The organism is Bacillus sp. FSL M7-0003 (assembly GCF_038628485.1).
Lineage (GTDB): Bacteria > Bacillota > Bacilli > Bacillales > Bacillaceae > Bacillus > Bacillus safensis.
The window spans coordinates 119,458-132,631 of record NZ_CP152024.1 but is presented as its reverse complement, the minus strand read 5'-3'; the positions used below and the strand labels follow the sequence as shown (position 1 = coordinate 132,631).

General features: G+C 41.9%; 12 protein-coding genes and 1 other annotated feature. All 12 genes read right to left on the bottom strand.

Annotated features, from left to right (window positions below; all coding sequences use genetic code 11):
* Positions 1-29: 29 nt before the first annotated feature.
* The gene (gene rpoC / locus MHI23_RS00695; RefSeq protein WP_024425592.1) at positions 30-3,629 is read right to left on the bottom strand and encodes a DNA-directed RNA polymerase subunit beta'; all 3,600 of its coding nucleotides are present in this window, start codon (positions 3,627-3,629) and stop codon (positions 30-32) included.
* A gap of 61 nt (positions 3,630-3,690) precedes the next feature.
* The gene (gene rpoB, locus MHI23_RS00690) at positions 3,691-7,272 is read right to left on the bottom strand and encodes a DNA-directed RNA polymerase subunit beta (RefSeq protein WP_342492192.1); all 3,582 of its coding nucleotides are present in this window, start codon (positions 7,270-7,272) and stop codon (positions 3,691-3,693) included.
* A gap of 255 nt (positions 7,273-7,527) precedes the next feature.
* Positions 7,528-8,133, bottom strand: coding sequence for a class I SAM-dependent methyltransferase (locus MHI23_RS00685; RefSeq protein ID WP_024425591.1), 606 nt, complete (start codon positions 8,131-8,133; stop codon positions 7,528-7,530).
* A 96-nt stretch (positions 8,134-8,229) separates the two neighbouring features.
* Positions 8,230-8,595 carry a 50S ribosomal protein L7/L12 gene (gene rplL, locus MHI23_RS00680; RefSeq protein WP_008345418.1) on the bottom strand — a complete coding sequence of 122 codons (366 nt, stop codon included), beginning with the start codon at positions 8,593-8,595 and terminating at the stop codon, positions 8,230-8,232.
* Positions 8,596-8,643: 48 nt separating this feature from the next.
* Positions 8,644-9,144 (bottom strand): 50S ribosomal protein L10, encoded by a 501-nt coding sequence (gene rplJ, locus MHI23_RS00675; RefSeq protein WP_024425590.1) that lies wholly within the window; start codon positions 9,142-9,144, stop codon positions 8,644-8,646.
* A gap of 69 nt (positions 9,145-9,213) precedes the next feature.
* Positions 9,214-9,354 (bottom strand) — a sequence feature (ribosomal protein L10 leader region).
* Positions 9,355-9,403: 49 nt separating this feature from the next.
* Positions 9,404-10,102 (bottom strand): 50S ribosomal protein L1, encoded by a 699-nt coding sequence (gene rplA / locus MHI23_RS00670; RefSeq protein WP_017359164.1) that lies wholly within the window; start codon positions 10,100-10,102, stop codon positions 9,404-9,406.
* Between the two features lie 99 nt (positions 10,103-10,201).
* Positions 10,202-10,627, bottom strand: coding sequence for a 50S ribosomal protein L11 (gene rplK / locus MHI23_RS00665; protein ID WP_003216956.1), 426 nt, complete (start codon positions 10,625-10,627; stop codon positions 10,202-10,204).
* 171 nt (positions 10,628-10,798) lie between these two features.
* The gene (gene nusG, locus MHI23_RS00660; protein ID WP_003217197.1) at positions 10,799-11,332 is read right to left on the bottom strand and encodes a transcription termination/antitermination protein NusG; all 534 of its coding nucleotides are present in this window, start codon (positions 11,330-11,332) and stop codon (positions 10,799-10,801) included.
* A 171-nt stretch (positions 11,333-11,503) separates the two neighbouring features.
* Positions 11,504-11,680, bottom strand: coding sequence for a preprotein translocase subunit SecE (gene secE / locus MHI23_RS00655; protein WP_008345422.1), 177 nt, complete (start codon positions 11,678-11,680; stop codon positions 11,504-11,506).
* 34 nt (positions 11,681-11,714) lie between these two features.
* Positions 11,715-11,864 (bottom strand): 50S ribosomal protein L33, encoded by a 150-nt coding sequence (gene rpmG, locus MHI23_RS00650; RefSeq protein ID WP_008356502.1) that lies wholly within the window; start codon positions 11,862-11,864, stop codon positions 11,715-11,717.
* Between the two features lie 76 nt (positions 11,865-11,940).
* Positions 11,941-12,597 (bottom strand): RNA polymerase sporulation sigma factor SigH, encoded by a 657-nt coding sequence (sigH, locus tag MHI23_RS00645; RefSeq protein WP_008345424.1) that lies wholly within the window; start codon positions 12,595-12,597, stop codon positions 11,941-11,943.
* Positions 12,598-12,660: 63 nt separating this feature from the next.
* Positions 12,661-13,173: a ribosome-dependent mRNA decay endonuclease Rae1/YacP gene (gene rae1, locus MHI23_RS00640; RefSeq protein WP_024425589.1), complete on the bottom strand. Its 513-nt coding sequence runs from the start codon at positions 13,171-13,173 to the stop codon at positions 12,661-12,663.
* Between the last annotated feature and the right edge of the window lies 1 nt (position 13,174).

Genomic DNA, 13,174 nt, shown 5'->3' with positions numbered 1-13,174 from the left:
ATGATTTTATAGGAATCTCACGAGAAAGATTACTCTACAGGAACCATATCGTCAGACGGCTGCACTTGCGAAACCGGCTTAACTTTACGGTAGTTTGGCATTCCCGTTCCAGCAGGAACAAGTTTACCAATGATCACATTCTCTTTCAAGCCAAGCAGTTCATCACGTTTTCCTTTGATCGCCGCATCTGTTAGGACACGAGTCGTTTCTTGGAAGGATGCCGCAGACAAGAATGAGTCTGTTTCAAGCGAAGCTTTTGTAATACCAAGAAGAACTGGACGGCCTGTTGCAGGACGTTTGCCTTCGAATAGTACTTTTTTGTTCGCTTCAGTGAATTGATGTACATCAAGAAGTGTGCCTGGTAATACGTCTGTATCCCCTGCATCAGCGACACGCACTTTACGAAGCATTTGGCGAACCATTACCTCTACGTGCTTATCTCCGATTTCTACCCCTTGCATACGGTATACTTTTTGTACTTCATGAAGCAGATATTCTTGAACAGCTGTCATGTCAGTCACTTTAAGAAGTTCTTTCGGATCGATCGAACCTTCTGTCAGTACTTGACCACGAGTAACTGTGTCACCTTCAACAACTTTCAAACGCGCATTGTAAGGAGCTGTGTATGAGCGAGTTTCAACTTCGCCTTGAACCACAATTTCCTGCTGCTTGTCACGAACATCGTTAATTTCAGCAACGACACCATCAATTTCAGAAATTGTCGCTTGCCCTTTCGGATTACGCGCTTCAAATAGCTCTTGGATACGAGGTAGACCTTGAGTGATATCGTCTCCTGCTACCCCACCGGTGTGGAACGTACGCATTGTAAGCTGTGTTCCTGGCTCACCGATTGATTGTGCAGCGATGATTCCAACTGCTTCACCGACTTCAACGTCAGTACCAGTTGCAAGGTTACGGCCGTAGCATCGTTTACATACACCATGAGGCGTGTTACATGTAAATGCAGAACGGATCCATACTTCCTCAATTCCTGCTTCAACTACTTCAAGTGCTTTATCTTCATCAATTAGTTCGTTTTCGGCTACAATGACTTCGCCTGTTTCAGGATGAACAATTGGTTTTCTTGCAAAACGTCCGATCAGACGCTCTTCAAGTTTCTCAATAATTTCATTTCCTTCTTTAATAGACTTCGCCAAGATTCCACGGTCTGTACCGCAATCTGTTTCACGGATGATGACATCCTGTGCAACGTCAACGAGACGACGCGTGAGGTAACCTGAGTCAGCTGTTTTAAGGGCTGTATCGGCAAGACCTTTACGCGCACCGTGAGTGGAAATAAAGTATTCCAATACGGTTAAACCTTCACGGAAACTAGATTTAATCGGAAGTTCGATGATACGTCCAGCCGGGTTGGCCATCAGACCACGCATACCAGCCAGCTGAGTAAAGTTAGATGCGTTACCACGCGCTCCAGAGTCACTCATCATGTAGATTGGGTTGACTTCATCAAGGGACTTCATCAGTTTACCTTGGATCACATCTTTAGAAGAACTCCAGATTGAAATAACTCTCTCATAACGCTCTTCTTCAGTAATCAAACCACGTCTGAATTGCTTCATGACGTTATCTACTTTTGCTTGTGCTTCTTCAAGAATTTGCTGCTTATCATCTAATACGACGATATCAGACACACCAACCGTAATACCGGCTTTAGTAGAGTATCTGAAACCAAGATTTTTCATGCGGTCAAGCATTTTAGATGTCTCAGTGATATGGAATCTCTTAAAGATTTCTGCAATGATTTTACCTAAAATACCTTTTTTGAACGGCGCATTGATTTCTTGTTTCTCGATCGCAGCTTTTACATCCTCACCTTTTTCAAGGAAGAAACGATCAGGCGTTTTTTCTTCAATATTGCTCTTTGTCGGCTCATTCATGTATGGGAATGATTCCGGTAAGATTTCGTTAAAGATCAGTTTTCCAACTGTTGTAATCAACAATTTAGAACGCTGTTCATCAGTGAATGTCACATTCTTCAACGAGCTAGCTGCAACAGCTACACGTGTATGAAGATGCACATAACCATTTTGATAAGCTAGAAGGGCTTCGTCAGTATCTTTGAAGACCATACCTTCTCCGATAGCACCTTTGCGCTCAAGTGTAAGGTAGTAGTTACCAAGCACCATATCCTGAGATGGCGTAACAACTGGTTTTCCATCTTTCGGGTTCAAAATGTTTTGAGCCGCAAGCATTAAGATACGAGCTTCAGCTTGAGCTTCAGCAGACAATGGTACGTGAACCGCCATTTGGTCACCGTCAAAGTCAGCGTTGTAGGCTGTACATACAAGTGGATGCAGACGAATTGCGCGTCCTTCCACAAGTGTAGGTTCAAACGCTTGAATACCAAGTCTATGAAGAGTCGGTGCACGGTTTAGTAAGACTGGATGCTCACGAATAACTGATTCTAAAACATCCCATACTTCCGGCTGCACACGCTCAATTTTACGCTTCGCACTCTTGATGTTGTGAGCTAATCCTTTTTCAACAAGCTCCTTCATCACGAATGGTTTGAATAATTCAAGAGCCATTTCTTTCGGAAGTCCACACTGATACATTTTCAAATGTGGTCCTACGACGATAACGGAACGTCCAGAATAGTCAACACGTTTACCAAGCAAGTTTTGACGGAAACGTCCTTGTTTCCCTTTCAGCATGTGAGAAAGAGATTTCAATGGTCGATTTCCTGGTCCTGTTACTGGTCGGCCTCTACGTCCATTATCAATCAAGGCATCGACAGCTTCTTGAAGCATACGCTTCTCGTTCTGAACGATGATGCTTGGCGCGCCAAGATCTAATAAACGCTTCAGACGATTGTTACGGTTGATGACACGACGATAAAGGTCGTTCAAGTCAGAAGTAGCAAAACGTCCACCATCAAGCTGAACCATTGGACGTAATTCTGGCGGAATAACCGGAAGTACATCAAGAATCATCCAAGATGGTTTGTTTCCTGAGTTACGGAAGGCTTCTAACACTTCAAGGCGTTTGATCGCACGTGTACGGCGCTGTCCTTGAGCAGTTTTCAGCTCTTCTTTCAGTGTATCTACTTCTTTTACAAGATCGATATCTTGAAGAAGTTTGTTGATTGCTTCTGCACCCATAGCTGCTTGGAATGTATTACCGTATTTATCTAAATAAGCACGGAATTCTTTCTCAGAAAGAAGTTGTTTCTTCTCAAGCGGTGTATTGCCCGGATCTGTCACGACGTAAGAAGCGAAGTAGATCACTTCTTCTAACGCACGTGGTGACATATCAAGAACAAGACCCATACGGCTTGGGATACCTTTGAAATACCAAATGTGGGAAACTGGGGCAGCCAGTTCGATATGCCCCATTCTCTCACGACGGACTTTTGCCCGTGTTACTTCTACACCACAACGGTCACATACAACACCCTTATACCGAACGCGTTTATACTTCCCACAATGACATTCCCAGTCTTTTTGCGGTCCGAAGATACGTTCACAAAAGAGACCATCTTTTTCAGGTTTCAGTGTACGATAGTTAATCGTTTCAGGCTTTTTCACTTCACCAAAAGACCAAGAACGGATTTTATCAGGTGATGCGAGACCGATGTTCATATACTCAAAATTGTTCACATCTAGCAAGGGGCCTACCTCCCTTTTAATCTTCGGGTTATACCCTAGTCACTTGCTCTAATCGTTTCTGCTATTCTTTTGTGACTGCGTCACGTTCAAGATCGACAGGTGCGAGGTCTGCAGCATCTTCGTCATTAGATAACGCTAATCCGTCTGCTTTCTTCGTTTCCTCATCGTCTTCTAAATCTCTCATTTCTATCTCTTCTTCATCGCCAGATAGGATTTTCACATCCATACCTAAACTTTGAAGTTCTTTGATTAACACTTTGAATGATTCAGGGACACCTGGTTCAGGTACGTTATCCCCTTTGACGATGGCTTCGTATGTTTTTACACGACCCACAACGTCATCCGATTTAACTGTTAAAATCTCTTGAAGTGTATATGCTGCACCGTAAGCTTCAAGTGCCCATACTTCCATCTCTCCGAAACGCTGACCACCAAACTGTGCTTTACCGCCAAGTGGCTGCTGCGTAACAAGTGAGTATGGTCCAGTTGAACGAGCGTGAAGTTTATCGTCAACCATGTGAGCCAGTTTGATCATGTACATGATTCCGACAGATACACGGTTGTCGAATGGTTCACCAGTTCGACCATCATAAAGGACTGTTTTCGCATCACGGGACATACCTGCTTCTTCAAGCGTTTCCCAAACATCTTCCTCGCGCGCACCATCAAATACTGGTGACGCAATGTGGATGCCGAGGTAACGTGCAGCCATACCCATATGAAGCTCAAGTACCTGACCGATGTTCATACGAGATGGTACCCCTAGAGGGTTCAACATGATATCGATCGGTGTTCCGTCTGGAAGATAAGGCATATCTTCTTCTGGAAGGATTTTAGAGATAACCCCTTTGTTACCATGTCGTCCGGCCATTTTGTCACCTTCAGAAATCTTACGCTTCTGAACGATGTATACGCGGACTAATTGGTTTACACCTGGAGGTAATTCATCTCCATCTTCACGGTTGAAGACTTTTACATCGTGGATAATTCCGCCGCCGCCGTGTGGAACACGTAGTGACGTATCACGAACTTCACGAGCCTTTTCACCGAAGATTGCATGTAATAGACGTTCTTCAGCTGTTAGTTCAGTTACACCTTTAGGCGTTACTTTACCTACAAGAAGGTCTCCGTCTTTTACTTCTGCACCAATACGGATGATTCCGCGCTCGTCAAGGTTGCGTAAAGCATCTTCCCCAACGTTTGGAATATCACGAGTGATTTCTTCTGGTCCAAGCTTTGTATCACGAGCTTCTGATTCATATTCTTCAATATGAATAGACGTGTAGACGTCATCTTTTACAAGGCGCTCACTCATGATGATCGCATCCTCGTAGTTGTAACCGTCCCAAGTCATGAAGCCGACCATGACGTTACGTCCTAGAGCCAATTCACCTTTTTCCATAGAAGGACCGTCTGCAAGGATTTCCCCTTTAACGACTTCATCTCCAACACTTACGATAGGACGCTGGTTGTAGCAAGTCCCTTGGTTAGAGCGGACAAATTTCAGCAGGCTGTATTTGTCTAGGTTTCCTTTGACTTGTTGTCCGTCAACGTCTTCATAACGGCGAACCCAAATATTTTTTGCTTCTACACGTTCTACAACACCTGGGTAGCGGCAGATGACAGCAGCACCAGAGTCTTTACCTGATACGTACTCCATACCTGTACCAACAATCGGTGATTCTGGCTGCATCAAAGGCACAGCCTGACGCTGCATGTTCGCTCCCATTAGAGCACGGTTAGAGTCATCGTTTTCTAAGAATGGGATACATGCTGTCGCTGCAGAAACAACCTGCTTTGGCGAAACGTCCATGTAGTCAACGCGGTTTCGAGGAACAACGGTGTTTTCCCCTCTGAAACGAGCAATGATATTATCATCGATAAACGAACCATCATCAGCTAACTGAACGTTCGCTTGTGCTACTACGTAGTTATCCTCTTCATCAGCAGTTAAGTAATCGATTCTCGGTGTCACTTTACCAGTTTCAGGATCAACCCGGCGGTAAGGTGTTTCGATAAATCCGAAGCGATTCACTTTTGCAAATGAAGATAGAGAGTTGATCAAACCAATGTTTGGACCCTCTGGTGTTTCAATCGGACACATACGTCCATAGTGAGAGTAGTGAACGTCACGAACTTCCATTCCTGCACGCTCACGTGTCAAACCACCCGGTCCAAGCGCTGACAGACGACGTTTGTGCGTCAATTCAGCAAGCGGGTTTGTTTGATCCATGAACTGAGAAAGCTGAGAACTACCAAAGAACTCTTTGATAGAAGCGATCACAGGACGAATGTTGATCAGCTGCTGAGGTGTGATCGTGTTTGTGTCTTGAATTGACATTCTTTCACGGACAACACGCTCCATTCTGCTTAAACCAATACGGAATTGGTTTTGCAGAAGTTCACCTACAGAACGCAGACGACGGTTACCAAGGTGGTCGATATCATCTGTGTCACCTACACCATGAAGAAGGTTGAAGAAGTAACTGATTGACGCAATGATGTCAGAAGGCGTGATGTTTTTCACAGCTTCCTCTACATATGCATTTCCAATCACGTTGATCACTTGCTCGCCTTCTTGATCAGTCGGTGCATAAATCTTAATAGATTGAAGTTCTACTTCATCTTCTACTACGCCACCATTAGGATAAAGCTTTCTAAATCCGATGCCGTTTTCTAAGTATGGAAGAACTTTATCAAGAACTCTTCTGTCTAAAATTTGACCTTTTTCTGCTAGAATTTCACCTGTTTCAGGATCAACTAGCGTTTCAGCCAATTTTTGATTGAACAGTCTATTTTTAATATGAAGCTTCTTATTAATCTTGTAGCGTCCAACATTTGCTAGGTCATATCTCTTCGGATCGAAGAAGCGGGAGTCTAGCAAGCTTTTCGCATTTTCAACAGTTGGCGGTTCTCCAGGACGGAGGCGCTCGTAGATTTCGAGAAGTGCTTTATCCGCATTCTCTGTATTGTCTTTTTCCAGTGTGTTGCGTAAGTATTCATTCTCGCCAATGAGGTCAAGAATCTCTTGATCAGAGCTGAAGCCGAGAGCACGCAAAAGAACCGTAACCGGCAACTTACGTGTGCGATCGATGCGTACATAGACTACATCCTTCGCATCAGTTTCGTATTCTAACCATGCGCCACGGTTTGGAATGACAGTCGCAGTAAAACCTTTTTTACCGTTTTTGTCTACTTTACCACTGAAATATACACTTGGAGAACGCACTAACTGAGAAACGATTACACGTTCCGCACCATTAATGATAAAAGTACCTGTGTCTGTCATGATTGGGAAATCACCCATGAACACATCTTGGTCTTTTACTTCTCCAGTTTCTTTGTTAATTAAACGAACTTTTACTCTTAGTGGAGCAGAGTAAGTTACATCACGTTCTTTTGATTCTGCTACAGGATACTTAGGATCCCCTAGGCTGTAATCAATGAATTCAAGAGAAAGGTTACCAGTAAAATCCTCAATTGGGGATATATCTTGAAACATCTCTCTAAGACCCTCATCAAGAAACCACTGATAAGAAGAGGTTTGAATTTCAATGAGATTTGGTAATTCTAACACTTCGCTTATGCGTGCGTAGCTTCTGCGCTGGCGGTGTCGTCCATACTGAACTAGTTGACCTGTCAACTGATTCACCCCTCAAATCATGCGTATTATATGTGTAAAAAGTATTTCTGTCTTTCAAATGTCAGTAAAGAAATACTTTTACAAGACAAAAGAAAAAAGGGTTTCTAAAATAAGAAAACCACATCCAAAAACAAATACCGATTTTATTAGTTTTCCCAAGTATGCATAATTTATACAAAATAGTTGTTTTTTAAGCCTATCAAGCAAAATATACACATTGGCATTTTATAATGTTAACACAGCTAGGAAACTGCGTCAAACTTTTTTAGCTTTGATGATATAGTAGCCCTTTTTTTTCAGTACAACCTCGACTTCTCCAAAGAGCTGCTCTAATTTTTCAATCGCAGATGGCCCACCTTGCTTTTTCTGAATAACCACCCACAACTCACCTTCCGGCAATAAATGATCAGCACTTTTTTCAAAGATCGCATGTACAACTTTCTTCCCTGCCCGTATTGGGGGATTGGTCAGTATAGAGGCAAAAGCAGCTGAGGAATGAACATTCGAGAACAAATCACTTTGATAGATGCGAACATTATCAATGCGATTATGTTTAGCGTTTTCCTTTGAAAGTTCGACTGCTCTTTCGTTCACATCAATCATATGAATGGTACGGCTAGTCATTTCGTTTGCTAACGATAAGCCGATCGGTCCATAACCGCAACCGACATCTAAGACATCGCCATCCAAGTCAGGTTCTTCGAAAGCTTCAATTAAAAGCCTTGAACCAAAGTCGACTTCTTTCTTAGAAAACACTCCACTGTCACTTGTAAAAGTAAAGGTACGGTTTCTCAAGGTGAAGTCCCATGTCTGTTTATTGCTTTTCACTGATGGCTTTTCCGTATAATAGTGGTCACTCATGGTGAATGGACCTCCTCTGGATTCAATCGTTTCAGGAGATTAGAAAAGAAAAAGCCCGCCAGTAAAAGCGAGCTTTCCCAAAAGATTAGGCGAAGATTACTTAACTTCTACAGAAGCGCCAACTTCTTCAAGCTTAGCTTTAAGTTCTTCAGCTTCTTCTTTAGCAATACCTTCTTTAAGTGGTTTTGGAGTGTTGTCAACAAGTTCTTTAGCTTCTTTCAAGCCAAGACCAGTGATTTCACGAACCACTTTGATAACTTTGATTTTTTGGTCTCCAGCACCAGCAAGTACTAGATCAAAATCAGTTTTTTCTTCAGCAGCAGCACCGCCACCAGCAGCTACAGCTACAGGAGCAGCAGCAGTTACGCCAAATTCTTCTTCGATTGCTTTTACTAAGTCGTTTAACTCAAGTACAGTTGCTTCTTTAACTGAAGCAATGATTTCTTCGATATTTAAAGCCATTTGTAATTCCTCCATTTTAAGTTTTTTTACGTAAACGTAAAGTACGCATTAAGCGCCTTGTTCTTCTTTTTGATCTGCAACTGCTTTAGTAGCAAGAGCAAGATTACGAACTGGAGCTTGAAGAACGCTAAGCAACATAGAAAGTAAGCCTTCGCGAGACGGAAGTTCCGCAAGAGCCTTCACTTCTTCTACAGTCGCTACGTTTCCTTCGATGACACCAGCTTTGATTTCTAAAGCTTCGTGGCTTTTCGCAAATTCGTTGATGATTTTCGCAGGTGCGATAACATCTTCGTTACTGAATGCGATAGCGTTTGGACCTGTTAAGAAATCGTTTAAACCCGTTAGTTCAACTTGTTCAACTGCACGGCGAGTCAAAGTGTTTTTGTAAACTTTGAATTCTACGCCAGCTTCACGAAGCTGTTTACGAAGTTCAGTCACTTCAGAAACTGAAAGACCGCGGTAATCTACAATGACAGTAGACATACTATCTTTAAATTTAGAAGTAATTTCATCAACGACAACTTTTTTAGTATCGATTGCATTGCTCATGGTTACACCTCCTGTACATTCTTTGTGTAACACTTATACCGATCAGGCCATCACGTTCCTAACGAACGGTTCTCCATATAAAAAGCCTCCATTAAGACATGGAGGCTGTATATACAAGCATACGTTAACGTAAGACTGTGACATATACACCTCGGCGGGTTAATTAAGCCATAAGGCCCCTGCTGTCTACGGTATAAATGGACATTATTCTATTTTACAACATTTTGATATTATCAAAATGGTTGTCATAAGTCAAGAATTATTTTGCAGAGAAAGAAGATGGATCCACTTTCACGCCAGGGCCCATAGTAGATGTAACAGAAACGTTTTTCACGTATACACCTTTAGCCGCTGCAGGTTTTGCTTTAAGGATTGTGTCATAGATTGTTGCAAAGTTCTCAACAAGCTTTTCGTCCTCGAAAGAAACCTTTCCGATTGGCGCGTGGATGTTACCAGCTTTATCAACGCGGTATTCTACTTTACCAGCTTTGATTTCATTGATTGCTTTTTCAACTTCGAACGTTACAGTTCCTGTTTTAGGGTTTGGCATAAGACCTTTTGGTCCAAGTACACGACCGATCTTACCCACTTCACCCATCATGTCAGGTGTCGCAACGATTACATCGAATTCGAACCAGCCTTGTTGGATTTTAGTGATGTAATCAGAATCTCCAACGTAGTCTGCTCCAGCAGCTTCTGCTTCTTTTGCTTTTTCGCCTTTAGCGAACACAAGAACGCGTTGAGTTTTACCAGTTCCGTTAGGAAGTACAACTGCACCGCGGATTTGTTGATCGTTTTTACGAGGGTCTACGCCCAAACGAAAAGCAACTTCTACAGTCGCATCAAATTTAGCTGTATTTGCTTTTTTTGTAAGAGAAACAGCTTCAGCTACATCATACGCTTTTGTACGATCGATCAGCTTAGCAGCTTCTACATACTTTTTACCTTTTTTAGCCATTATAAAAATCCTCCTTATGTGGTTTTAGCGGAATAACCTCCCACGAATAAGGGTTGCGAACTTGTCAAAACCAAACTCGCAACCCAACAAGACAAAAAATTAATCTTCGATGACAATACCCATACTGCGTGCAGTACCTTCAACCATGCGCATAGCTGATTCAACGCTAGCAGCGTTTAAGTCAGGCATTTTTGTTTCCGCGATTTCGCGTACTTTATCACGCTTAACAGTTGCCACTTTATTACGGTTAGGTTCACCAGAACCAGACTCAATACCAGCTGCTTTTTTAAGTAAAACTGCAGCAGGTGGAGTTTTAGTAATAAATGTAAATGAACGGTCTTCAAAAACCGAAATTTCAACAGGAATGATAAGACCAGCTTGGTCAGCTGTACGAGCGTTAAACTCCTTACAGAATCCCATGATATTAACACCGGCTTGACCTAGTGCAGGTCCAACTGGTGGAGCTGGGTTAGCTTTTCCAGCAGGAATTTGCAATTTAACAACTTTAACTACTTTTTTAGCCACGAGACACACCTCCTTAAAGTCCGTGATGTGGTAATAGGGGAATCCCCCTCCCACTCAACAACTTCATTCTTTATATGAATGACGAAATAACTAGCTAGCGATCTTGAGTGAACTCAAGACGTACCTTTGCTATATTACCACTTCTATACACTCATTTCAAGCTCTTTTAAATTACAATTTATCGATCTGCGTGAACTCAAGTTCAACAGGTGTTTCTCTACCAAACATATTAACGAATACTTTGACTTTGCTTTTATCGTAATCAATTTCTTCAATCGATCCAGTGAAGTTAGCAAATGGTCCATCGATGACCTTAACTGTTTCTTTCAGTTCAAAGTCGATTTCTGTTTTGCGTTCTTCAAGTCCCATTCTCTTCAGAATGGTTTCGGCTTCGCCTGGCAGCAGTGCAGTCGGCTTTGAGCCTGATCCAGCTGATCCAACGAATCCAGTGACACCTGGTGTATTACGAACAACATACCAAGAGTCGTCAGTCATCACGATTTCCACTAGGACATAGCCAGGGAATACTTTCTTTTTGACGACTTTTTTCTTACCATTTTTAATATCCGTTTCTTCTTCTTCTGGTACGACGACGCGGAAGATTTTATCCTGCATGCCCATTGATTCAACACGCTTTTCCAAATTCGCTTTTACTTTGTTTTCATAGCCAGAGTACGTATGCACAACATACCAATTCTTTTCCATTTTCGTTCAGGACTATTTAGTCCTTCCCTCCCCACATTTTATAATGTCTATTTGACGAATCTCGAGTAACGGTAAATATTTTCAAGCAATTGAAAAAACCCGTAAAACGGGTTTTTTGGCAAGTCATATTATGATCTATTATAGCACGTTCAGCAGACCATTATTCAAGTATTAATGAATTAATTCGATTAATTGTGAGATTCCTATATCAAGAAAAGAGAAAAAGATGGCAAAGAATACGACTGTTAAAATAACAGTGATTGTGTAGCGGACCATTTCGTTCTTCTTTGGCCAGCTGACCTTTTTCATTTCTTTTCCGACACTTTTTAAGAAACTGATAATACGCATGTAAAAGACCTCCACAGATTAAAGAACGCAAATCTTACTTCGTTTCTAAATGTGTTTTATGTGAATTACAAGTCTTGCAATATTTCTTAACTTCTAATCTTTCAGCTGCTGAAGCAACACTTTTCATTGTCGTATAATTGCGGCTTCCGCAGTCTTTACAGGCTAGAGTAATCTTTTTCCTCATATTTACACCTATTTTCTCGACATCATTTCATTAGTACCTTATCACAGTGTCGAAAAAGCTGTCAATATAGGTTTGATTAGAGACTAATCTCGCGAAGCTCTAAATATTTCTCTAATTTTCTCTTTACTCTTTGGAGTGCGTTATCAATTGATTTCACATGACGGTTTAAATCTTCCGAAATCTCCTGATAGGATCTGCCATCAAGATACAGCACAAGTACCTTTCTTTCCAGCTCGCTTAGCAGTTCACCCATCTTCATTTCGATATCATCAAATTCTTCTTTGCTAATGATTAAGTCTTCTGGGTTAAGCGCTTTAGCACCGGAAATGACATCCAATAATGTTCTGTCCGATTCTTCATCGTAGATCGGCTTGTCTAATGATACATAGGAATTTAACGGGATATGTTTTTGGCGAGTAGCTGTTTTAATTGCGGTGATAATTTGGCGGGTAATACATAATTCTGCAAAAGCCTTAAATGAAGTAAGCTTGTCCTCTCTGAAATCGCGGATAGACTTATAAAGTCCGATCATTCCCTCTTGGACAATGTCCTCTCGATCCGCTCCTATCAAGAAATAAGATCTTGCTTTCGCACGTACAAAATTGCGGTATTTCGTTATTAAATAATCTAGCGCATCACTATCTCCGACATGAACCCTTTCAATGACTTGTTCATCTTCCAACTGGCAAAATTGCTCTCTGATGGACTTACCCTTGCTGTTGTTTAGATTCACTTCGATCCCCCCGACCGCACCTAGATAGAAATATTATACATTAATGGTTGAAATATCGTCAAGCTATTCCAGATTCCCGCGCCGCCATTTTTCAAACGTTTTCAATACATCTTCTGACAATTCAATCTTAGATGCTGGTTTATCAGAAGTAATCTTTTTGACCCTCGTTTCAATCTTTCGTTCTATCACTTCAATCTCTCTTAAAAGCTCACGAGCCGACTTCCGAAGAGCTCCTTGTCCAAAAATAGCCCATTGTTCCGTAAAATCTGAGGTTGCCACATGAATTTGCGTCCGGATATTATTCAAATCCTGCGCCAGCTTTTCAATCCGCTCATCCGCCGTTTCATTCTCTCTCGTAAAGATGACCTCTACTCGGTGGTTGGTCCGCTTTTTTTCAATTCCTTTGACCATATGGGCATCGAATACGACAATGACTCGATACCCTGTGTAGGCTTGATATTCTGCTAAATGTTGAATCAGCACGTCTCTGGCTTCTTCAAAGCTGTTTTCCTTTAAGTGCTGCAGCTGAGGCCATGCACCTATCATGTTGTATCCATCGACTAAGAGGATATCCATC